The sequence below is a fragment of the Halovivax asiaticus JCM 14624 genome (assembly GCF_000337515.1).
GTDB classification, from domain to species: Archaea; Halobacteriota; Halobacteria; order Halobacteriales; family Natrialbaceae; genus Halovivax; species Halovivax asiaticus.
On sequence record NZ_AOIQ01000013.1, the window covers coordinates 45,946 to 67,077 of the forward strand.

The following is a 21,132-nucleotide window of genomic DNA, read 5'->3' on the forward strand; positions in this document are numbered from 1 at the left end:
AGGGATTTTGTCAGCCATGTTCCGAAACACACCATCGAGACAAAAAGGTCTCGCACGCCCGTTGTCTAGGGAGTCGTATCGCTACCCGTCGCCGACCTTCGTTTTCGGGGATTGGGGGCCGGGTATCTTCGATCGGTTCGAACTGTCGGACTGCGAGGTGCTCGGATGAAATCCGTCGAGCGAACGGGCGACGGGACCGGCGACAGGGCTCCTGACCGGGAGTGCTATCGGTGTGATCGGGACGTGGCCCCGGCGCGGCTGTTTCGGCTCGTCGCCGAGCCGCCGGCCGCGCTGTCGCACGAGTACCAGACTGCCGAACGGTTCTGCTGTCCGGATTGCGCCGCGGCGATAAATCTCTCCGAGTTCGCGGAACGGGTGAAGGCACGGGCGCGTCGGGGAGACCCGCAGTAGGGTGGTCTACTGGCCGAGGCGCGCTTCGGCGGCGAATCGGCCGCCGTCCCACCCGAGGAGTTGCGACCGACCGAGCCACTCGACCACCGCAGCGATCGCGAAGACGCCAACCATGACGCCGAGGAAGACCATTGAGAGTCCGTCGGGATCGGCGAACACGTGGACGCGGGCCGTGTTCGTAATGACCAGACAGTACAGGACGAGCGGAGCGACGAGGCCCCGGGCGAGCAGCGCGACGACCGGGACCGCCGTCGCCGCGGTCGCCGCCGCGAAGCCGATCGCGTATCCCGGAATCGAATCCCACAGGTTGCCAGCGACGAGGAGTCCCACGATCGCCGTTCCGACGACAGCGCTACAGACGACGACCACCGTCCCGAGTCGATCCGACGACAGGGGCAGGTCCGGCAGGTGACGAAGCCGGTCGTCGCCGATGGCGTAGCCGCGTCGGATCGCGAATTCGACGACGCCGGTGACGAACAGGAGCGAGAGCCAGAGATACCACGAATCGGCGTACTGCAGGGCGTAAAACGGGCCGTCGACGATCGCGTGTCCGCCGAGTTCGCCGACCTTCTGCGGAGCTGGTGTCGCCACCTCGGCGATCACGACGCTCGCCACGAGCGCCAGGAATCCGCCGCCGGGAGCGACGAGTCTCGTATGCGTCGAGAGCGCGACCGGAAGCGCCCCGAGGACGAACACGCCCGGTACGAGGACCAACAGTTCAGTGGTGGATCGAAATACGTGGTAGTCGAACTGCCAGAGGAGTACGCCGACGACGAGGAGGTGGCCGAGTCCGCCGAGAGTTCCAATCACCAGCGGATGCCTGCGAACGCTATTCATCACGCGGATTTTACCCACAGATCGCACTTAATAACTGGTATCGCCTGCGCACCGGGCCACGGGCCGACCCGCGTCGTAGCGAGGCCCGACGGGGACCGGGCGTCGTTCGTATTCACAGCCAACACCCCGTAGCTGTGAGGAGGACAGACCGGATTACGTCCCGTGGTCCCAGCTGCCCATGTAGTCGCGCTGGGTGTCGGTCAGGGAGTCGAAGTCGACGTCCTCGGCAGCGAGTTTGATCTCGGCGATCTCGCGGTCGAGTTCGTCGGGGACATCGTGGACGCCGGGTTCGTACTCGTCGGCGTGTGCGCGTTCCAGAAGCTCGCGGACGGCGACGGCCTGGACGCCGAAGCTCTGGTCCATGACCTCGACGGGGTGACCCAGCGAGACGGGCGCGGCGAGGTTGACCAGCCGGCCCTCGGCGACGACGTTGAGGCGGCGGCCGTCGGCCATCTCGTAGGCCTCGACGCCGTCTCTGGCCTCGTAGCGGTCGACCGCGAGGTCGTCGAGTGCGTCGAGGTCGATCTCGACGTCGAAGTGGCCCGCATTGGCGAGCAGGACGCCGTCCTGCATGCGCTCGAAGTGCTCTTCGACGATGATGTCGCGGTTGCCCGTCGTCGTGATGAAGACGTCGCCCACGTCGGCGGCCTCGGCCATCGGCATGACGTCGTAGCCCTCCATGTGGGCCTCGAGGGCGCGGCGGGGCTCGACCTCGGTGACGATCACGTTCGCGTTCTGGCCGCTCGCCTTCTTCGCGACGCCCTTGCCGCAGTAGCCGTAGCCCGCGACGACGACGTTCTTGCCCGCCCACGAGAGGTTGGTCGTCATGGCCAGCGAGGCCAGCGAGGACTCGCCGGTGCCGTGGACGTTGTCGAACAGGCGCTTCATCGGCGTGTCGTTGACCGCGAAGACCGGGTACTCCAGCGCGCCGTCGTCGGCCATCGCGCGCAGGCGGTGGACACCGGTCGTCGTCTCCTCACAGCCGCCGACGATCGTGTCGATGAGCTCGGGGTAGTCCTCGTGGATCGCGGCGACGAGGTCCATCCCGTCGTCGACGGTGATCGTCGGCTCGAGGTCGATCGTCGCTTCGATCGCGGCGTAGTAGTCCTCGTCGTCGACGCCGCGCTTCGCGTAGCTGGTAATATTGTCGACGTCGTCCAGCGCCGCGGAGACGTCGTCGTGCGTCGACAGCGGGTTACAACCCGTGACGGCCACTTCGGCGCCACCCGCCGCGAGGGCCTCGACGAGGATCGCCGTCTTGGCCTCGACGTGCATCGCCATCGCGATGCGCTCGCCGGCCAACGGCTGGTTGTCCTCGAAGTCCTCACGGACCGCTTCCATGATCGGCATGTGCTGGCGCGCCCACTCCATCTTGCGTCGGCCCTCCTCGACGGCCGTTTCCAGCTCGTCGAGTTGCGCGGAAATCCGCGGATACGTGCTCATACCCGAACGGAGTGGGACCGGGGCCAAAACCCTACCGACACCGGACGACAGGTGGGCGAGTCACGCCGTGGTTCCGAGCCGACGACCGGCCCGCCAGCTCCGAGCGAGGACGCTCCCCAGAAGCACTGCGAGGCAAAATCCGGAAATCCGAACCGACTCGCCGACGCTGCCGAACAGTGCAGCCGAGACGATCCAGCTGAACGCGCCACCGACGACGAAGACGACGAGGATGTGCGGGAACGCCGACCAGTCGGACTCGTCGCCGAGAGACAGCCGCAGCCCGATCCCGGCGAACAGTCCCACCAGGATGGGTATCACGGCACCGATGGAGACGTACTTCGGGACTTCGACGACGCCCTCGAGGTGACTGCCCACGAGCAAGAAGACGAGAAGGACCGACTCCCGGACGATCGGATTCGAGAGCAACGCACGGAGGGAGCGGGCAGTGGCCTTCATATCTGGAAATTGTGGTTCGAATACATAACTTTGTGCCGGCGAGAGAGTCGCCGGCCGCGTCCGTGAGAGGCGGCTGATCGCGGGGTCGATCACTCCGTTCGGGTCGATCGACGCCCCACGTCGAACCGCCTCCAGCGACAGACGTCGGACGCCAACCGGCGGGCCTGACGAGGACGAGAACCCGTAAAATTATACGTTACGCGTGTTCGGATTCTAACCATGTCACAGAAACGCACCCTCCGCACTCTCGTTCGGCCCCACGAGGCGTTCGACGGGTGGACGCCCGGACTTCGCGTCGTCGCCGTCCTCGTCGTCCTGGTATGCGCAGTCAACGGCGCCTCGATCGCGCTCGCCGGCGAAGCGGTCGCCGACCAGGTTGAGGAGAGCCACCCCGTCGGTCTGTCGTCGGACGTAACCCAGTCGATCGAGACGGACGTGAGTAACGCCCTCGACAGCGTTACGCAGCGGGCCGCGCTGGCCCCGCTCGCCTGGGTGTTCATGATCGCGGGGCTTGCCGTCCTCGTCGCGGGTCGCGCAGGAACGGACGACGGAGCCGTGAGAGACGCGTTCCGTGATGGACTGGGTATCGCCGCCCTCGCCGCGGTGCCCGGTCTCCTCCGATACGCCGTCCGACCGGGCGTGGTCGAGCGGTCGCTCGCGGGATGGGGGTACATGGATCCGTACGCGCAATCACGGTATGAGCCGCCAATGGCGGCCATCTCGCCGTACGCGCAATCACTGTACGAGCCGCCGATGGCGGCCATCTCGCAGCTGTTTCCCGACGGATCGCTCTGGATGGTCGTCGTGGCCGTCTCTGGAGTGTTGACGGCCGCCATCGTCTACGGGGGCATGACGGCCAGCTTCGAAATGGGGCGGAGTCGAGCGGCGCTCGTCGCCGCGGTGGCGTTCGTCACGACGACCGTGTCGGCCGTCCTCGAGGTCGGCGGCTGGATCGGCGCCCCGATCGGCTTCGGCCTCCCGTTCGTCGTCGCCGGTATCGTCGGATTGCTCGGCGCCTACACGTACATCACGGTCTCGAAGCGACTCGTCGGTTTCGGCGGGGGCGAGGAGGCACCGCCGCAACCCCAGTACGTCGGACTTCACCGCGCAGGCGCGCTCGTCGCGCTCACGCTCGGGTTCGTTCTCCTCGACGGGCTCGCAGTCCTCTGAGGACGGGCCGGAGACCGTCCGGACGCTCTCGCGTTTCGTCGCACGGACGCGCCGTCAGGTCGATACAGGACCGAATCGCGTCCAGCAGCGGCTTTCGACCGCCCGCTGCCGACGACACCCGCCAGAGAGTTGCCACGAGCGAGACGCTGGGAAGAAACGACTCCCGAACCAGCCAGTTCGACGCCGCGGCCCGTATCGATCGACGACCAGCACAATCCTCGGCTCGCGCCATGTGTGATACTCCATTCGCAAGAGGAGAGGACGGATCATCCCCGCGTCGAGGGCACCGTCAGGAATCGAGGCGGTAGGCTCGGTACCGCTCGACCGCGAGCCGAGACGCCCACCACGAGCCGCAGGCGGCGACGGAGATCGTGAGCGCGAGCGAGCCGAGCCGAGTGGCACCGACCGGAATCCCGAGATCGGCGAGCGGTTCGTACACCCACGCCGCGTTGCCGAGAAACGCCGGGACGCCGACGGCACTCGCGAGCAGGAAGCTGGCACCCATGCGGCGAAACGAGCCCAGGCCGCGCTCGCCGTACGTCGGAACGTCGGTGAACATCGTCGGCGCGCGTTCGTAGGCGTCGTACGGGACGGCGAGTTCCAACGCGAGGGCGACCGAGGCAGTCGTCGTCGCGAAGCCGACGCCGACGAGGGCGAGCAGGAGCGTCTCCAGGACGGACGCATCGTTCAAGAGACCCAGCGGAACGAAGCCGACGGCGAGGAGCGAAACGGCCGCGACGACGGTACCGACGAGCGGGCCGCCGACGAAGGTTCGCGCGTCGGCGGTCGTCAGGAGCATCGGGAGCGGCCGATAGACCCGCGCGATCGGGTCGACCGCGAACACGACGCCGGCCGAGAGGCCGAGTGCGAGGACGACCCACAGCGCGAACGGGAGGCCCGCGAGCGCGATGACCGGAAAGCCAACGAACGAGACGAAAACGAGTACGTATGCCGGGTACAGGAGTCCGCGGGGGTTTCGCCGCTCGACGCGCAGCGTCGCGCGCAAAAACGTCAGCGTCGACCGCGAAAGACGACCGCCGAGAAGCCGATCGAGTTTGCCGGGCGCGAGGAGCGACCCGGTATCGAGGGACGTCGACGAGCCGACCGGGTCCGTCCGCCAGAGTCGGCCGACGAGTGCGATCGCCATCAGGACGAGGATCGCCACGAGCACGAGCGCGATGGCGACCACGACCAGCCACCGGATGGTGAGTGTCCCGATCGACGCGCCAGCCGGCTGGACAAAGGGGATCACCGACGACGCGTCGGGGCCACCGAGTTCGACGGGGCTCGCAATCGTGATCCGATCGGCGACACCGACGGAGACGACTATCGCGGCGAGCAGCGCCAGGACGGCCCCGGCGAGTAATCGAACGGACCCGTAAACTGGTCGCCCGCCGATCACGCGCTTGCCGACGGCGTAACTCGCGAGCCGGCCGGTCGAACCGGCCGCGACCAGCACCGCCACTGCCAGTGGCGTCGCGAGGAGCATCGAGAGGCCGAGTGCCGGCGATTCGAATGCCAGCCCCAGCCCGGCAGCCACGCCGGCGACGGGCGGGACGATCCTGACGAGCAATCGCGCGTAGACGAACGCGAGCAGGCCGATGACTGGAATCCTGACCGGAACGGTGGGACACAAGAGCGCGGGTTCGAGCCGCTGGAGTCGTCGCAGCGTCAGCCGGCCGCTTTGCCAGACTACGTCGGCGACCGCGAGCCCGACCAGCAGCCACGGTGGGACGGGCAGCGTCGATTCACCTGCGAGAAACGCATTCGCGAACACGTAGGTGAACCAACCCACGACGGCCACGACGGCGAACGCGAACGCAGGCCCGTCGAAGAGGCGAGTAAACGTGCGATCGTCGCGTCGCCACTCGGTCCAAGCAACCAAGACGCTCTTGCGAAGGGAGGGACGGTCGATCATCGCTACCCGGAGTGTGTCTATAGCAAATCCAACCACTCGCCGCCGAAGTAATATTTGTACCGACGCGTTCGGAGTGACTGCGAGGACGGGAGAGTGTGAACTCGCAACTGAGGCCACTCGTTCGAGCCCCTGAGTCGAGAATTGACAACTCTCCAGTCACCCACGTATGAGACGGAGCGTTCCGTCCGGAAAGTTTATTCGGACCGGATAGAGATCTATCACGTAGTGCTGAAACGAAGTGTTCGCGCGCTCGTCCACCCGACCGAGGGCTTCGATGGCTGGCTCCCTCGACTCCCCGTCATCGCCGTCCTCGTCGTCGTGCTCTGTGCACTCAGCGGAGCTTCGATCGTGTACGCGGGCGACGCGGTCACCGGCGAAGTCAGCGGCTCCGTGACTGTCGACAATCCGGATCAGCCGCCGGAAGGGGTCTGTGACGGACGGCATGCGTCGTTCTACGACTGTGACGCCCCGGAAACGCTCGAACGGTCGCTCCAGACGGCTGCGAGCGACGCCGTCGGCGTCGTGACGCCGAGGGGCGCGATCGCTCCACTCGCCTGGGTTCTCCTGATCGGCTCACTTTTCGTCTTCGTCTCCGGACGTAGCGGTGGCAGCGACGGGAACGCGATAGCCGCGTTCCGCGACGGACTCGGCATCGCCGCCCTCGCTGCAGTACCCGGTCTCCTCCGGTACGTCGCCCGACCGATCGCGGTCGAGCGCGCGGTCGCGGGCTGGACGTACCCGAGGTCGCTCGACGGTGTTCGAACTGCAGCCGTCGAGCAACTGTTTCCCGATGGCACGCTCTGGCTGGTCGCCGTCGTCGTCTCGGGGGTGTGGACGGCAGCCATCGTCTACGGTGGGGCGACCGCTACCTTCGAAGTTGGAAGGAGGAAGGCGGCGCTGACCGCCGCGGTGGCGTTCGTCTCGACTGCCGCGTCGGCCAGCGTTGCGAACGGCGGGTGGATCGGGATGCCGATCGGGTTCGGCATCGTCGCCGTCGTCGCGGGCGTCCTCGGCATGCTCGGAACGTACACGTTCATCACGATCTCGAAGGAGCTAGAGCTCATCGGGTTCGGCGGGAGCGAACAGGTGACGCCGGAGCCGTGGTACGTCGGCCTCAACCGTGGGGCCGCACTCGTTCTGCTCGCGCTCGGATTCGTCTTCGTCGACGGTATCGCGGTCGTCTGACACGTCGGGCGCGAGCGAGCGACGGCCGTGCTATCGCGGAATCGTCGGCCCGTTCGATCATCGACCTGAGACCGATCGCTCACCCAGTCCAACGGCCAATTTGTTGCCCAACTAGCAACGTTTGAAAAATTCTGTGTTCGGCCAGAACGGGCAACCCGAGCAGAAACCCGTGGCCGAACGAGACGATTCGGTCGAATTTTGCCAGTATTTACGCCCAACCTGACGGATAGGAATGTACGTTGGGCAGAAGTCCTATGCATATTCGATCTGATTTGTCCCCTATTGATGAGATTCAGGGCGGACGATCGATCGCGACGGACTATCGCAGTGCTGGTCCTCGTTGCGGTACTCCTCGGCGGGGTAGTCGCCGTCGACAGCGCATTCGCTGCCGACGGTGAACTACGGCCGGACGAGACCGACCCGGCAGCGGGCGTCGAGATCGACCGGACGTTGCAGACGGCCGAAGGCCAGGTCGAGGCCATCGTCCGGTTCGAGTCTGCGGACCGGGCGACGGTCGCCGCAAGCGCGAATGCGACGGAGACGCTCAAGACGAAGGCGAGCACCACCCAGGGGCCGCTCACCCGCTTCGCGGCCCGGACCGACGGCGTGACCGTCGAGCGCGGCTTCTGGATCGCCAACGCGGTACTCGTGACGGTCGACACGGAACGGGTCTCGTTCGAGGAAATTGCAACGATCGACGGCGTGACTGCGATTCACGAGAACGAGATGGTCGAGCCCGCATCGGCGAGTCCCGCGACGAATCCGATGGTCAACACGTCGAGGACGAGTATAGAAACGAAATCGGCGACCAGCACGACGTACGGGCTAGATTCGATCAACGCCACGAGTGCGTGGAACGCGTTCGACACGCGAGGCGGCGGCGCCAAGGTTGCGGTGCTCGACACCGGCGTCGACGTTGCTCATCCAGACATCGATCTCTACACGACCGATGCATCCGACACCACGTATCCGGGTGGATGGGCCGAGTTCGACGTAAACGGCGACCGCGTCTCCGGGTCGACGCCGTACGACTGTGGAACACACGGAACGCACGTGAGCGGAACGGTCTCGGGCGGCAACGCCTCCGGAACGAGCATTGGCGTCGCCCCCAACGTGAGTCTGATGGTCGGCGGCGTGCTGATGTACGATCAAGACGGCTACGATTGTGCGGCCTCCACCACGCAGGTCGTGGCCGGCATGGAGTGGGCGGTCAACAACGGCGCAGACGTGCTCAGTATGAGCCTGGGTGGCGCCTCCTACAACGACGAATATGCAGATGCGATATCGAACGCCCAACAGGCCGGCGTGCTCGTCGTCGCAGCGGCGGGAAATAGCGGTGAGGGGACGAGTTCGAGTCCCGGAGACGTCTACGACGCGCTGACGATCGGCGCGGTCGACTCGTCGAACACCGTCGCTAGTTTTTCGAGCGGAAATCTCGTCAACGCAAGCGGGTTCAGCAATCCCAGAAGCCACTGGCCATCCCAGTGGATCGTTCCCGACGTTGCGGCTCCAGGAGTTGGGACCTATAGTTCCACTCCGGGGGGAACCTATAGTGAAAAAAGCGGAACATCGATGGCGACGCCTCACGTCGCAGGAGTCGTCGCCCTGATGGAATCAGCGACGGAACGTGACCTTTCGCCGGACGAGATTACGAGCGCGATCGAGGAAAGCGCCTGGAAACCGAGCGATTGGGACGAAAGTGACGCCCAGTATTCGATCGAGTCGACGGGGAAGGACTCACGCTACGGCCTCGGGATCGTCGACGCGCACGAGGCGGTCAGTGAGGTAAAGTACGGGAGTATCAACGGGACAGTCGTCGACGCGGCCACCGACGATCCGATTTCGGGCGCGACCGTCACAGCGGACAATGGGGCCGAAACCGTCTCCGGAAAGACGGGTGCGGCTGGCTCGTTCGAATTCGACGTCCCGGATAACGAGACGTACGACGTTTCGATCAGCGACGGCGGGTACGAAACCGCCGTTGAGCCCGATCAAACGGTCGATACCAATAGCGACGTCGACCTGGGAACGATCGCACTCTCCGGAAATGCCTCGCTTTCGGGAACGGTTACTGACGGCGTGACCGATACGGCCGTCGAGAACGCGACGGTCACGGCGACGGACCCGGACACTGGCATGACCTACGAGAACCGGACCGACGCGACCGGTGCGTACGCGTTCGACGCGGTTCGCGGCGGAGTGGACTATAATCTCGTCGTCTCGGCCCCCGGCTACGATAACGTGGCGTACGCAACCGAGGTGCCGGACGACGGCTCGACGACGGCGACCGCCGCGCTGACCGGCGACTCGACGCTTACCGGAACCGTAACCGACGCGGAGTCGACACCGACGGTAGCGATCGGTGGTGCGACGATCACCGCGACGAGCGGCGCTGGGTCCTACACGACCACAACCGAGCGCGACGGCACGTACTCGCTCACCCTCCCCGGCAACGAGACGACGTACGCCGTGGCGATCGAAGCCGACGGCTATCAAGCCGGGAGCGATGAGGTGACTTTGAACGGGGATGAAAAGTCCGTGAACGGCGCTCTCAGTGGCGACTCGAACATCTCGCTCACGGTCACGGACGCGCACTTCGGTGACCTGGTGTCGGACGCCACGATCAGCGTTTCGACGGATTCGGGCGCCAGCTACCCCGTGACGGAGGTGGATGACGGCACGTACGACGCCAACACTGTGCCCAGCACGACCAACTACACCGTCACGGTCGAGGCGAGCGGCTACGAGCAGAATACGACTGTCGTTTCCGAACCTCCGGCGGGCGGAACGGTAACACAGAACGTCTCGCTCGCCGGTAACGCGACAATAGCCGGCTCGATCACCGACGCCGTCGGTGTCACCACGGATGGGACCCCGCTTCCGATCGAGAACGCCACGATCGAGATCACCCGAAGGGATACGAGAAGCTCCGCAACCCTCACAAACGCGACCGACCCGAACGGCTCGTATGCGGCTGCGGTTCCCGGCGTCGGAACGAATTACACCGTCAACGCGACGGCACTCGGCTACCAGAACGCGAGCCTGACGACGGCCGAGCTCCGCGATTCCGAGACGACGACCGCGGACCGCCAGCTCGTCGGGAACGCCACACTGTCGACGCAGGCGACCGTCACCGGCGAGCGGACCGCCAACACGACCATCGAGGCGACGACGGACGACGGCGGGTTGGCCGGCGTGACGTGGACCAACGAGTCGACCGGCACGAACCTCTCGGTCGCCGTCCCGGGACGTGGCGCGGACTACACCGTGAACGTCTCCTCGCGGGCGTTCTCGACCAACTCGAGCGCGGTCGCAGGCGTGACGAACACGACCGCGCTGGATCCGCGCTCGATCAACCAGCTCCCGTACTACTTCGGGATCGACGATGGCACCACTCCAGAGTCGATCACGGAAGGCGAGACCGTCACCGTCTCGGCGACCATCGTCAATCTCGGCACCGAAGACTGGAATCACAGCGCGAACCTATCCGTCGACGATACCCAGATAGCGACCCGGTCGATCGCGCTCAACGGGACGGCGAACACGAGCGACGTCGCCAATACGACGGTCTCGTTCTCACACCAGCCCGGCTCGACGGGGCCGATAGCCTACACGCTCGAGACGAACAACGAGACGATGCGTTCGACAGTGACGGTCGAAGAAACTGGCGGGGGCGGCGGTGGCGGTGGGTTCGGGCCGCCAGCGTCGTCCGATCCCGAACCGTCGTTCTGGCTCGTCGGAACGGCACTCGAGACGGACGAACTCGTGACGGGCGAGACGGGGACGGTCTCGGTGACGGTCCTCAACAGTGGTGACGGGGCCGGGACCAAGCCTCTCAGACTCACCGCCGACGGATCGGTCGTCGGGACGGCGAGCGTCGACGTGCCAGCCGGCGAACGCGTCGAGACCACACTCGAGTTCTCGTTCGACGAACCCGGCACCTACGATCTCGCGGTCGATGGTGAGGAGGTCGGACCCGTCACTGTCATCGAACCGCCGTCCGATCCGGGCAACGAAACCGCAGCGAACGAGTCCGCTCCGACCAACGACACCGATAGTTCGGGCGGCAGCGACGCGACTCCAGGGTTCACCGCCATCACCGGTCTGTTCGCGCTCGCGATCGTCGCCGTCGCTCGGCGGCGATAGCACAATCCGATGGCAATAACCCGGCCTGGCGGCAATCCGTGCCCCGCGATACTATCGACGACACGATCGGTCGGTATCAGTCCCGGCTGGCCCCAGCTCTCGTCTCGGTAGGTTCGGCCGCATTCGCCAGCCGTGTCGCTCGAAGCCGTCGGAGTCCGAAAAATCGAACGTCGTCGATTCGGGCGGTGACCCGAAACGGTAGTGGGTGTGCCTGTGATGCGGTTCGTCGCTACCCCGCCGTGTGTGAGACGGCAGGGCATCGCGACGGACGGGTGTGACGCGTACGACCGTTACTCGTCGGTCTCTTCGGTGTCGTCTTCGTCGTCATCGTCAGCGTCGTTCGGGCCGCCAGCGTGGGCCGGCGGACCGTTCTTCTCGTCGCCATCGTCGTTACCCGCCTGTGCCGGCGGACCCTGGCTGCTCTCGTTGTCACCGCCAGCGTCTGCTGGTGGGCCGGCGTGATCGGGAGCGTTACCGGGGTTGTTCTCGTGGACGAAGTCGGCGACGAACTGGCCGAACGGCCCGTCGACCTCGCTCTTGTCAGTGTCCTCGATGAAGCTCGAGAGGAGCTGTCCGAACGCGTTCTCGGACTCGTTGTCGGACGGACCGAGCTCGACGGTCGTCGTCGCGGAGGCGTTCTCCGCGGTTGCCGTGATCACGACCGTCACTGCCTCGCTCGGTGCGGGCAGGTCGACGGTACCGTTCTCGTCGGTCGTGTACGTGCCGACGCCGGCGTAACTCGCGTTCTCGTCGGTCTCGTTCTCGTCGATAGCCACGTCGACGGTCGCGCTCTCGACGGCGCTATCGTTGTGCGTGACCGTGACGACTGGGTCTTCCTCGTCGGAGACATCGATCGTCAGGTCGGTCGAGTCGTCGGTTGTCGCGGCCGCGCCGACCGGTGCCAGGACCGATAGGACCAGCATCCCGGCCAGCAGGGCGGCGACGATTGGTTTGGTGCGATTCATGCCACTCGGTTCATTCAGGGATTCCCGAATAAAGCCCCCCAGCAGTTCGCTTCGTTCGGCGTCGTGCAGGAACGCCTGAGAATTAGTTAGAGTGTTTAAAACGAGTTCTGAAAGTTTATCATCCCACGGACGACGACGGGTCGACGGCCAGCCACGAGCGCACAGCGCCGGGCCAGGTCAGCTGGTCAAGACTCCGCGCGGTCGATCAACGCCGTCGCCTCGGCCGTCGCACGCTCGCAAACGCCCTCCGCATCGAGGGGCAGGACCTCGCGGTCGCGCATGAGGACCCGACCGTCACAGATGGTGTGACGGACGTCGCTCGCCGCGGCCGCGTACGCGAGGTGACTCACGAGGTCGTGGGCCGGTGTCAGGTGCGCGCCGGTGAGATCGACGACGGCGAGGTCAGCCGGGGCGCCGGGTTCGAGCCGTCCCGCCGGCAGGCCGATCGCCTCGGCGCTGCCCGTCGTCGCCAGTTCGACGACGGTGTCGGCGGCAACCGCCGCCGCGTCGTCGGCCGCCAGCTTGCCCACCATCGCGGCGTCGCGCGCCTCGTCTAACAGCGAGAGGTCGTTGTTCGAGGCCGCACCGTCGGTGCCCAGCCCGACGGTGATGCCCGCGTCGCGCAGTGTCTGGACGGGTGCCATCCCGCTCGCGAGCTTCATGTTCGAGGCCGGGCAGTGGATCACGCTCGCGTCGGTCTCGGCGAGGAGGTCGATCTCCGTCTCGTCGACGTGGACGCCGTGGGCGAGGAAGTCCTGCGGTTCGAGCAGGCCTAGATCGCGGGCGTACGTCAGGGGGCGGACGCCGTGCTCCTCGACGATCGGCGTCACCTCGTCTGCGGTCTCGTTGGCGTGGAGGTGGATCGGCACGTCCAGTTCACGCGCCTTCGGGACGTACTCCTCGTAGATGTCCGTACTCACCGTGGTCAGCGAGTGGGGCATGAACGCCGTTCGGATTCGGCCCTCGGCGGCGCCGTCGTACTCCCGGGCGAACGCCAGGCCCGTCTCGGCGTCCTCGCGGGCGGCCTCGTGCTCCTTGCCGACGGAGATGACGCCGTGGCCCAGGCGCGCCCGGAGTCCGGCGCGTTCGACCGCATCGGCCACCCGCTCCATCGAGAAGTACATGTCCGCAAAGCCGGTGGTGCCGGCCCGGATCATCTCCAGCAGGCCCAGTTCCGCACCGGCCTCGATCGCCTCCGGTGTGAGTTCGGCCTCGGCCGGCCAGATATCCTCGGACAGCCAGGCGTCGAGCGGTTTATCGTCGGCGTACCCGCGCAGCAGCGTCATCGCCACGTGGCAGTGGCCATTGACGAAGCCGGGCGTGATCAGCGAGTTCGTCGCATCCAGCGTCTCGTCGGCCGCGCCGCCGAGATCGGGGCCAATTTCGGCGATTTCGCCCGTCTCCTGGTCGACGAGGACGTCGGCGCGATCCACGGTCAGGTCCGGCCGGAGGACCCGACCACCGGTGAGTGCGAGCGTCGACATGTCCCACCGTTTCTCGAGGGGGCGCCTTAGGGTATCGGTCCACGTCGAGTGCCACGATCGGGAAGAGCCGCATTCCGGCGGAAATAGCTATCCCGCGGAGAACTGTTTGGAGACCGTTTATCGGGCGGATTCGCCGATGGCAGCCACCGAGGCAGCGTCCGCGGATCGCCCCAGGTGGTGGCGGCCAAACTGTTCAAAACGACCGGAACGGTGCCAACGATCGGCCCCGCTTTTCTCCCTACCCCGACACGGTCAGCCCGCATGAAACGACGCACCTTCGTCACGGCAACGGCAGGCGGTCTCGCACTGACAGCTGGTTGTATGGGCGCGCTCGGCGGCGACGACCAAGGGCGTGGAACGGTCCGGTTCTACGTGAGTGACGAGCCGAACCGAATCGACGACTTCGAAACGCTCGACGTCACCATCTCGACGGTCGCGTTGAAGCCCGCGAGCGAGGACGACGAAGACGATGCGAACGGCAACGAGTCGGAGACGGACGACGGAGTCACAGATGGCGACGCCGACTCGGAGAACGCGGATGGCAACGAGTCCACGGAGGACACGGACGACGGCACCGACTCGACCGACGACGAAACGGCAGAAGACGGGGCCGACGACGGTGAGGGCGGCGACGCCCCCGAGGACGGTCGCGGCGGCTGGGACGAGTACGACCTCAACGATCCGACGGTCGACCTCACGCAGCTGAAAGGGCCGAAGGCCACCGTCCTGGACGAACTCGACGTTCCCGCTGGCGAGTACGTCGCGGTCGACATGTTCGTTTCGGACATCCACGCGGTGCTCACCGACGGCACCGAGACCACGCTGAAGATTCCCAGCGAGCGACTCAAGATTCGAACGCCCTTCACCGTCGCCGCCGATGAAGAGCTCGACTTCGTCTACGACATCGCGCCGAAGAAGGCCGGCCAGAGCGGGAAGTACATCCTGACGCCGGTCATCAGCGAGAGCGGAACCGACGCCGAGATCGAGGAAGTCGATGCGCGCAGCGATGGCGGCGCGTAACGACTCACGTCCCCGCTGACCGGCGGTTCGGCCGCCAGACGATCCCTAGCCGGCCCTCCAGGCACCACTCGTTGGGTCGATTCCCGCCAGCTATTCTCACTCCGCTCTCGTCGCCTTCGGAAGGGGCGTCTCGGCGAATCTACGCCGCCGAATCCGGTCGAACAGCCGTCTCGGAAGTACTCGGACGCCGAGGTTTCTGACTCGCGCCCCCAGCGACGATTGCCTGGTCGCCAGCCAGCCCATGCGACGCGCCTCGTCGTGCACGCGATCGGCGCGGGGCTTTCGCGTCCCCTCGTAGGAATCGAAGGCCGCCGCCGGTTCGTCGTGGGCGGTCAGTTCGTGTGCCAGGACGATCGCGTCCTCGATCCCCTGGGCGGCACCCTGGCCACCGAACGGGAGCAAGGCGTGGGCCGCATCGCCGGCGAGGACGACACTACCGCGGCGCCACCGTTCGAGCCGCGGCACGTCGGCCAGTCCCGAACGGAAGACGTCGCCGGGTTCGAGGGCGGCGACGATACTGGGAATCGGTTCGGGATACCCGCCGAAGTGTTCGCGAATCGCCGCCAGTTTCGCAGCCGGGTCCGCAGACTCGGGCGTCAGCGGTTCCGGGGCGGTGCCGAACCAGTAGACGCGTCCGGTGTCGATCGGTGCCCCGCCAGTGTACGTGCCGACACCCCAGCACTGGAAGCCGCGACTGCGGTAGGGTGGCGACAGATCGACCGAGACGACCGCTCGATACACCACGCTCTCCAGTCGCCGTCGGCTCACCCCCGGAACGATCGCCTCACGGACCGTCGAATCGATGCCGTCCGCGCCGACGAGCACGTCCGGTTCGATCGTCGTTCCGTCCGCGAGCGTAGCGATCAGCGGCGCCGTCGACTCGACGGCGGTACAGGCCATGCCGGTCTGCACCTCGGTTTCGAGCGCGTCGAGGAGAACGCGCTGAAGCGCCGCCCGGTGAATCGCGACGTAACCGTGACCGAACGCGGCGCGTTCGACGCCCGACAGATCGAGCCGTTTCAACACCCTGCCGGCCGGGGAGCGGATCTCCCCGCCGTCAAGGGCGACGCCGGCGTCCCGAATCCGGTCGGCGAGTCCGAGCCGGTCGAAGACGAGCATCGCGTTCGTGTGGAGGAGAATGCCGGCGCCTACGGGTCGGTACTCGGTGGCCGCCTCGTAGATCCGCGGTTCGGTCCCTCGCCGTTCGAGCGCAATCGCCGTCGTTAGCCCGCAGATCCCACCGCCGATGATCGCCACGTCGAGCATACCGTTCTGACGCATGGTCGTTCGGAGGGGCGTCGTCGGGAAGCGCTCGCTGCCGCAATGAAGCGGTTCTTTAAGTGAAATCGGCGAGAGGATAACCCGTGCGATACCTCACGGTGCGTATCGATCCGCGCGAAAATGGCGGTATCCATCCTGTCGGCGGGCGACTCACGGCAGCTCCGGCGATCTCGCGAGAGGCGATCCACTCGGTGGAACTGCTCGACGATGGAACGATTCTTCTCTTCGCCGAGGGCAGCGGCGATCGGGACCGGTACGAAGCGATTACAGCCGACTCGCCCCACGTAATCGACGCGCTGGTTAGTGGGACCGATCCCTGGTTCGCGGTGAGTCAGTTCGAACCCAGCGACGAGACGCGACGATTGCTCGAACTCCGCCGCGAATCGAACGTGAGCGTCGAACTGCCGATCCGGGTCGAGGACGACGGCGCGCTTCGGGCCACGTTCATGGGCAACGACGCCGATATCCAGGCGCTGTACCGGACCGTCGAGGCCGGCTCGACGCTGTCGTTCGACGTCGTCGAGACGGGTTCGTACGATCCGGCCGACGCACCACTCGCGCGGCGACTAACGCGGAGGCAGCGCGACGTCGTCGAAGCAGCGGTCGAGTTGGGGTACTACGCGGCTCCCCGGGAGGCGACGCTCGAAGACGTCGCCGACAGAGTCGGTATCGCGGCCTCCACAGCCGGGGAACACCTCCGGAAGGCCGAAGCGCGCGTGTTCACAACGCTGATTCGGTGAGCGGTGACGACACGCGTCAACGGTCTCGCTCGGACTGTGCCGATTCGCACTGAGAATCCCTCGATTGAGCGTTCGGATCGAGGTCGCCCGTGATGCCGCCGTTTGTTGGGTGATCGACAGCACCGAACCCGCCGAGGGCGTGAAACAGCGAGCCGAATCGACGGAGCGACCCTCGTATCAGCATTCGAATGCCCATACGGAATCGGCTCCGTCAGCCACCGTAAATTTTCCCCAGCGGCAGTTCGGATAACGCTTTGCGGTCGTCGCTCACGAGTCCCACGTCTCGTCGATCCGCGTCTCGATCGCCGTGAGCACCGTCGCGTACACGTCGAGCGGCTGTGATCGATTGGCGCAACCGAGTGACACCACGTCGATTGCCGTTCGATCACTCCGCCGCCTCGCCCTCTAGCGTCTCGCGCCAGTCCTCGATCTCTCCGTCCTCGTCTTCGGCGTCGTCGAGGCGCTGTTCGTAGTAGGCCATCGGATGCGGAATCCGCTCACAGAGGTCGTCCATGTTGACGCAGTCGCCGTAGGACTGCATGGTGGCACAGGACGGTGGCGAGTACTCCGTAGGCGAGGTCTCGCCGCGGATGTGGTCGGTCTGATAGCGGGTCATCTGCTCGCCGAACGCGGAGTTGACGCGGTAGAGTTCGACGATCTCGTCCGTCGTCATGCCGATCGAGGAGAGGAAGGCCGTGATGGCGAATCGTGAGTGATGGGGCAGGTGCTCGCCCTTCTGGATGTCGTCGAGCAGCGCCTTCATACACGGCGGGAAGAGCTCCGGCACGACCGTGTCGATCTCGCGAACGAGTTCGAGTTCGGCGACCAATTCACGGAGGTCGGCCGCCTCCGCCTCAAGGGCGTCGGCGATCGGGTCCGGGACGTCGGGGAAGGGCAAGCCCTCCGCGACGCGGCTCCCGACGGCCTCCTGGAGGAGTGTCAGGAGTTCGGTCTCCGTTACGGGGACCTCGCCGTCGGCGAGTGCCCGGTTGACCAGCCGCCACTCGTCACCCCAGCAATCCGCGGCGAGGGGCAGATACGCGCCGACCTCGAGTAGGTAGGTCGACTCGTCACTCGACCGTGCTGTGGCGCTCGCTGGCGACTGTGTCGCGGATCCACCGGCGGGCGAGGTCGCGTCTCCTGCCAGTGACGGCGCCTCACGCACCGATTCGGTAAGGTCGAACTCCGCGAGCAGGCCGTCGAGATCCAGTCCGGACGAGTCGACGCTCTTCAACTCCGTCGTATCCGCCAGGTCGGCGACGAAGCGCTCGTGCGCGACGGCCGCCTCCGCGCGAGCGTATCGCCGAACCAGGACCCGTTCGCCGACGAGCGAGACGAGCACCCGCGCGACCGGATACGACAGCAGTTCGACCCGGTTGTCCGGAGCCGGATCACCAACCTCGCCGGTCTCGAGTGCCCACTCGACGCGCGACGCGGCCCGCTCGACGACCGCCGGCTCCGTCTCGACGACGGTCGCCAGGTCGACCGCCTCCTCGGCGACCGCCTCCCGCGCAGCCTCGAGAAACGGGTACCGTGCGTACAGCGCGTCCATCGTTACCGGTGAATGTGCGCCAACGAGGATAAACACGGTGGTTGACTCGTTCACGAACGACCCGCGACGACAGTGCTGCGCCGCGAGTCGGTCACTGCACGGTCGATCCACGGCCGTCGGTTTCGACCCGCTCATCGCCGTGTTAAAGGGCGTGCCCGTCGAAGGGGCGGTATGCCTCGTACCTGTCGTGACGGCGTCGGACTCGCCTACGAGGTCGATCCGGCCACCCCCGGCGACGGAGCGCGAGACGACGACACCGACCGGGCGCCGGTCGTCTTCGTCCCCGACGTCGAACTCGGCCGATGGGCCTGGCGCTGGCAGCGCGACGCCGTTCGCGGCCAGCGACGCCTGCTCGCCCCCGCACTTCGGGGAACCGGGCCGCGCCTCAGGACCGACGGCGGCGTCGCGATCGACGACGGCGCTCGCCGCTCCGACGCCGGCTTTCCCCCACTTGTCCCATCGCTTCCGGGTCCGCTTCGACGACGCATCGTCTCTCGCGAAGACAGCGCCACCGTGGCCTCGCTCGCCGACGATCTGGCCGCCGTGATCGCGGACGATTCGGCGTTCGGGCGCGGCCGATCGCAGGACGTCCATCTCGTCGGCCAGGGACTCGGCGGTGCGATCGCCATAGAGTACGCCATCGAGCGCGGCGGCGTCCGCTCGTTGACGCTCGTGGGAACGCGCCACGGCGGGCCCGGGACGCCGGAGACGCCCGACGCGGTCCGCTCGCAGGCGCTCGACCCGGACGGATCGGGCCGGACGCGCCGACGCAACCGCCTCCGCCCGTTCTTCGCCGCGGATTTCCTCGCCCGGAACCCACACCTGTTCGCCCGGATCGTCGACTGGCAGGCCGACCAGGGACCCGACGCCGCCACCCGCGAGGCACAGTGGGCCGCTTGGGATCGCTACGATCCGACGGATCGGCTGGACGACATCTCGGTGCCGGCGCTCGTGATCCACGGAACGGCAGATCGACTCGTCCCCGTCGAACACGGCCACGCGCTCGCCGAGGCGATTCCGGAGAGTACGATCGAGCTGATGGACGGGAGCGGGCACGCGGTCGCCGTCGAAGCAGCCGATCGAGTGGCTGCCAGACTCGCAACGTTCGTGGACTCGGTCGAGTAAGCGTCAGAGTTACCCTCGACACGGTACCGGAGACGAGTCACAGTGCGCGCAGCGACCAACGGCAGACTGCATCGGGTCAACCGCCGTTCGTCAGCCGATGAGATCACGCCGCACGGAGAGTCTCGCCCCAGGACCGGCGTCCCCGTTTCACCGACCCCGAGACCACCAGACGCGGCGACACCGGTCGCTCGAGGTCGATCGACAGTTGTACTTCGAGCGTCGAAGCGGACAGCGTCCAGCGGTCCCCGTCCGTCACGGGCAACAGGACGGTCGTGACCGCGTCGAGGCGATCGACCACGGTGACCGTCGTTGGCGCCCCGCGCGGGTCGACGACAGCTGGTAACCGAGACGACCGTCGCCGGACGTCGAGACGTCGAGGGCCTTCGTCACCATCGGGGTCGGCGGGATCGACGACCTTCCGCGCGTCCGAGGGTGGTGTCAGCTGTCTACGAGGCGTTCGCCGGTGGGCTGTCTGGCACCTCGGGCGGATCCTGGACGATACCGACTGCCAGCGAGTCGACGGTGATTTCGTCGACCTCGACCCGTTCGAGCGTGAAGTCGGTGATATCCTGCGTCGACGTCTCGTCGGCGGCAGCCTCGCTCGTGCCGGCGATGTCCGACGACTCGCCCTTGTCGTCGGTCGCGTTTTTCTCGTCAGTATCGCAGTCTTTGGTGGCGTCCTTATCTCCTGTTCGATCGTCGTTCGTTCCGCCGTCCGCGGCCGCCGGCATCTGGACCGTCTCGTCGCCGGCCGGCTCGGCGAGGGACAGGTTCCCGACGGTGACCCGCGAGACGTTCACCGACTCGACCGTCCCGTTCCGGAGTACCAGTTCGTCCGTCTCCTCGTCAGTCGCGTCCAGTTCACTCCCTCCCTCGTCGGCGATCCCGAGATCCGTCGCCGAGACGTTCTCAGTTCCAGGTACGCGACGTGGAGATCGGAGAGGGTCAGCGAACTCTCGTTCACGCCCAGTTCGGACGCGATCTCGGCACCGTTGTCGATGGCCACGTAGTCGACGCGTAACTGCTCGATCGTCACGTTCTCGACGGTGACTCGATCGAACTCGAACGTGGGTTCGTCGTCGGCGGTCGGCTCGTCGTCAGCGGCCGTGTCGTTCTGCGCGCCGGCGAGGATGGTGCTCCCCGAGAGGACGATAACAGTACGACGACACCGATTCCAAGCGCCCTGAATCTCGACTCCATGTATTCGCGTTCCGCTCCTCCCGTTGCTAAATTAGGGCTACTGTTACAGCGTCTTTCACGGGGTATTGATGCGTTGTACTGAGCGGACGACAGCCGATACCGACGATTCGACGGCGATTGTGCATCGAGGGCGCGCCTCGGGACGAAACGGGGTGGGAAGAGATCTACGATCGGCTGATCGCAAAGGCGCTCGAGATGG

General features: G+C 66.3%; 19 protein-coding genes. 7 read left to right on the forward strand and 12 right to left on the reverse strand.

Annotation, left to right across the window (positions count from 1 at the left end; all coding sequences use genetic code 11):
- Nucleotides 1-165 precede the first annotated feature (165 nt).
- The gene (locus C479_RS07375; RefSeq protein WP_007700232.1) at nt 166-411 is read left to right on the forward strand and encodes a hypothetical protein; all 246 of its coding nucleotides are present in this window, start codon (nt 166-168) and stop codon (nt 409-411) included.
- Between the two features lie 6 nt (nt 412-417).
- Here C479_RS07375 and C479_RS07380 read toward each other — a convergent pair whose 3' ends face one another.
- The 3 genes from C479_RS07380 to C479_RS07390 form a co-directional block, all read right to left on the reverse strand.
- Nucleotides 418-1,248, reverse strand: a complete 831-nt coding sequence (locus C479_RS07380) for a hypothetical protein (protein WP_049907146.1) — start codon at nt 1,246-1,248, stop codon at nt 418-420.
- A gap of 153 nt (nt 1,249-1,401) precedes the next feature.
- Nucleotides 1,402-2,691, reverse strand: a complete 1,290-nt coding sequence (locus tag C479_RS07385) for an adenosylhomocysteinase (protein WP_007700236.1) — start codon at nt 2,689-2,691, stop codon at nt 1,402-1,404.
- A 60-nt stretch (nt 2,692-2,751) separates the two neighbouring features.
- Entirely contained in the window at nt 2,752-3,147 is a 396-nt protein-coding gene (locus tag C479_RS07390; RefSeq protein WP_007700238.1) for a hypothetical protein, read from the reverse strand.
- A gap of 219 nt (nt 3,148-3,366) precedes the next feature.
- On the opposite strand from C479_RS07390, the gene C479_RS07395 reads away from it, so the two are divergent.
- On the forward strand, nt 3,367-4,317 hold the full coding sequence (locus tag C479_RS07395) for a hypothetical protein (protein ID WP_007700241.1): 951 nt from the start codon (nt 3,367-3,369) through the stop codon (nt 4,315-4,317).
- Between the two features lie 289 nt (nt 4,318-4,606).
- Here C479_RS07395 and C479_RS07400 read toward each other — a convergent pair whose 3' ends face one another.
- Nucleotides 4,607-6,235: a hypothetical protein gene (locus C479_RS07400; RefSeq protein ID WP_007700244.1), complete on the reverse strand. Its 1,629-nt coding sequence runs from the start codon at nt 6,233-6,235 to the stop codon at nt 4,607-4,609.
- A 225-nt stretch (nt 6,236-6,460) separates the two neighbouring features.
- Between C479_RS07400 and C479_RS07405 the strand changes: the two genes are divergently transcribed.
- Both C479_RS07405 and C479_RS07410 read left to right on the forward strand, forming a co-directional pair.
- On the forward strand, nt 6,461-7,420 hold the full coding sequence (locus tag C479_RS07405; protein ID WP_007700247.1) for a hypothetical protein: 960 nt from the start codon (nt 6,461-6,463) through the stop codon (nt 7,418-7,420).
- Between the two features lie 285 nt (nt 7,421-7,705).
- Entirely contained in the window at nt 7,706-11,566 is a 3,861-nt protein-coding gene (locus tag C479_RS07410) for a S8 family serine peptidase (protein ID WP_007700249.1), read from the forward strand.
- Between the two features lie 290 nt (nt 11,567-11,856).
- Here the strand turns inward: C479_RS07410 and C479_RS07415 are convergent, their stop codons facing one another.
- Nucleotides 11,857-12,531 (reverse strand): hypothetical protein, encoded by a 675-nt coding sequence (locus C479_RS07415; RefSeq protein ID WP_007700252.1) that lies wholly within the window; start codon nt 12,529-12,531, stop codon nt 11,857-11,859.
- A 185-nt stretch (nt 12,532-12,716) separates the two neighbouring features.
- Nucleotides 12,717-14,015 carry an amidohydrolase gene (locus tag C479_RS07420; RefSeq protein ID WP_007700255.1) on the reverse strand — a complete coding sequence of 433 codons (1,299 nt, stop codon included), beginning with the start codon at nt 14,013-14,015 and terminating at the stop codon, nt 12,717-12,719.
- A gap of 261 nt (nt 14,016-14,276) precedes the next feature.
- Between C479_RS07420 and C479_RS07425 the strand changes: the two genes are divergently transcribed.
- Complete coding sequence (locus C479_RS07425) at nt 14,277-15,035, forward strand: DUF4382 domain-containing protein (protein ID WP_007700258.1); 759 nt, start codon at nt 14,277-14,279, stop codon at nt 15,033-15,035.
- A 96-nt stretch (nt 15,036-15,131) separates the two neighbouring features.
- Here the strand turns inward: C479_RS07425 and C479_RS07430 are convergent, their stop codons facing one another.
- Nucleotides 15,132-16,316 carry an FAD-dependent monooxygenase gene (locus tag C479_RS07430; protein ID WP_049907147.1) on the reverse strand — a complete coding sequence of 395 codons (1,185 nt, stop codon included), beginning with the start codon at nt 16,314-16,316 and terminating at the stop codon, nt 15,132-15,134.
- A gap of 83 nt (nt 16,317-16,399) precedes the next feature.
- Here C479_RS07430 and C479_RS07435 point away from each other — a divergent pair, with 83 nt between their 5' ends.
- Nucleotides 16,400-17,056, forward strand: a complete 657-nt coding sequence (locus C479_RS07435; protein ID WP_007700265.1) for a helix-turn-helix domain-containing protein — start codon at nt 16,400-16,402, stop codon at nt 17,054-17,056.
- A 16-nt stretch (nt 17,057-17,072) separates the two neighbouring features.
- Here C479_RS07435 and C479_RS07440 read toward each other — a convergent pair whose 3' ends face one another.
- The gene (locus C479_RS07440) at nt 17,073-17,252 is read right to left on the reverse strand and encodes a hypothetical protein (protein WP_049907148.1); all 180 of its coding nucleotides are present in this window, start codon (nt 17,250-17,252) and stop codon (nt 17,073-17,075) included.
- A gap of 189 nt (nt 17,253-17,441) precedes the next feature.
- Nucleotides 17,442-18,608, reverse strand: a complete 1,167-nt coding sequence (gene priL, locus C479_RS07445) for a DNA primase regulatory subunit PriL (RefSeq protein WP_049907156.1) — start codon at nt 18,606-18,608, stop codon at nt 17,442-17,444.
- Between the two features lie 171 nt (nt 18,609-18,779).
- On the opposite strand from priL, the gene C479_RS07450 reads away from it, so the two are divergent.
- Nucleotides 18,780-19,733: an alpha/beta fold hydrolase gene (locus C479_RS07450; protein WP_007700271.1), complete on the forward strand. Its 954-nt coding sequence runs from the start codon at nt 18,780-18,782 to the stop codon at nt 19,731-19,733.
- Nucleotides 19,734-19,836: 103 nt separating this feature from the next.
- On the opposite strand, the gene C479_RS07455 is transcribed toward C479_RS07450, so the two are convergent.
- From C479_RS07455 to C479_RS07465, 3 genes are all read right to left on the reverse strand, one after another.
- Nucleotides 19,837-20,031, reverse strand: coding sequence for a hypothetical protein (locus C479_RS07455; protein WP_007700280.1), 195 nt, complete (start codon nt 20,029-20,031; stop codon nt 19,837-19,839).
- Between the two features lie 148 nt (nt 20,032-20,179).
- Nucleotides 20,180-20,533, reverse strand: a complete 354-nt coding sequence (locus C479_RS07460; protein WP_007700282.1) for a hypothetical protein — start codon at nt 20,531-20,533, stop codon at nt 20,180-20,182.
- Entirely contained in the window at nt 20,530-20,769 is a 240-nt protein-coding gene (locus tag C479_RS07465) for a hypothetical protein (RefSeq protein WP_007700285.1), read from the reverse strand. The genes C479_RS07460 and C479_RS07465 overlap by 4 nt, the downstream gene beginning before the upstream one ends.
- Between the last annotated feature and the right edge of the window lie 363 nt (nt 20,770-21,132).

Excerpts from the sequence above, each read along its gene's own strand:
- C479_RS07375 (WP_007700232.1), top strand. The coding sequence starts at position 166 with ATGAAATCCGTCGAGCGAACGGGCGACGGGACCGGCGACAGGGCTCCT.
- C479_RS07380 (WP_049907146.1), bottom strand. The coding sequence starts at position 1,248 with ATGAATAGCGTTCGCAGGCATCCGCTGGTGATTGGAACTCTCGGCGGA.
- C479_RS07385 (WP_007700236.1), bottom strand. The coding sequence starts at position 2,691 with ATGAGCACGTATCCGCGGATTTCCGCGCAACTCGACGAGCTGGAAACG.
- C479_RS07390 (WP_007700238.1), bottom strand. The coding sequence starts at position 3,147 with ATGAAGGCCACTGCCCGCTCCCTCCGTGCGTTGCTCTCGAATCCGATC.
- C479_RS07395 (WP_007700241.1), top strand. The coding sequence starts at position 3,367 with ATGTCACAGAAACGCACCCTCCGCACTCTCGTTCGGCCCCACGAGGCG.
- C479_RS07400 (WP_007700244.1), bottom strand. The coding sequence starts at position 6,235 with ATGATCGACCGTCCCTCCCTTCGCAAGAGCGTCTTGGTTGCTTGGACC.
- C479_RS07410 (WP_007700249.1), top strand. The coding sequence starts at position 7,706 with ATGAGATTCAGGGCGGACGATCGATCGCGACGGACTATCGCAGTGCTG.
- C479_RS07415 (WP_007700252.1), bottom strand. The coding sequence starts at position 12,531 with ATGAATCGCACCAAACCAATCGTCGCCGCCCTGCTGGCCGGGATGCTG.
- C479_RS07420 (WP_007700255.1), bottom strand. The coding sequence starts at position 14,015 with ATGTCGACGCTCGCACTCACCGGTGGTCGGGTCCTCCGGCCGGACCTG.
- C479_RS07425 (WP_007700258.1), top strand. The coding sequence starts at position 14,277 with ATGAAACGACGCACCTTCGTCACGGCAACGGCAGGCGGTCTCGCACTG.
- C479_RS07430 (WP_049907147.1), bottom strand. The coding sequence starts at position 16,316 with ATGCGTCAGAACGGTATGCTCGACGTGGCGATCATCGGCGGTGGGATC.
- C479_RS07440 (WP_049907148.1), bottom strand. The coding sequence starts at position 17,252 with ATGGGCATTCGAATGCTGATACGAGGGTCGCTCCGTCGATTCGGCTCG.
- priL (WP_049907156.1), bottom strand. The coding sequence starts at position 18,608 with ATGGACGCGCTGTACGCACGGTACCCGTTTCTCGAGGCTGCGCGGGAG.
- C479_RS07450 (WP_007700271.1), top strand. The coding sequence starts at position 18,780 with ATGCCTCGTACCTGTCGTGACGGCGTCGGACTCGCCTACGAGGTCGAT.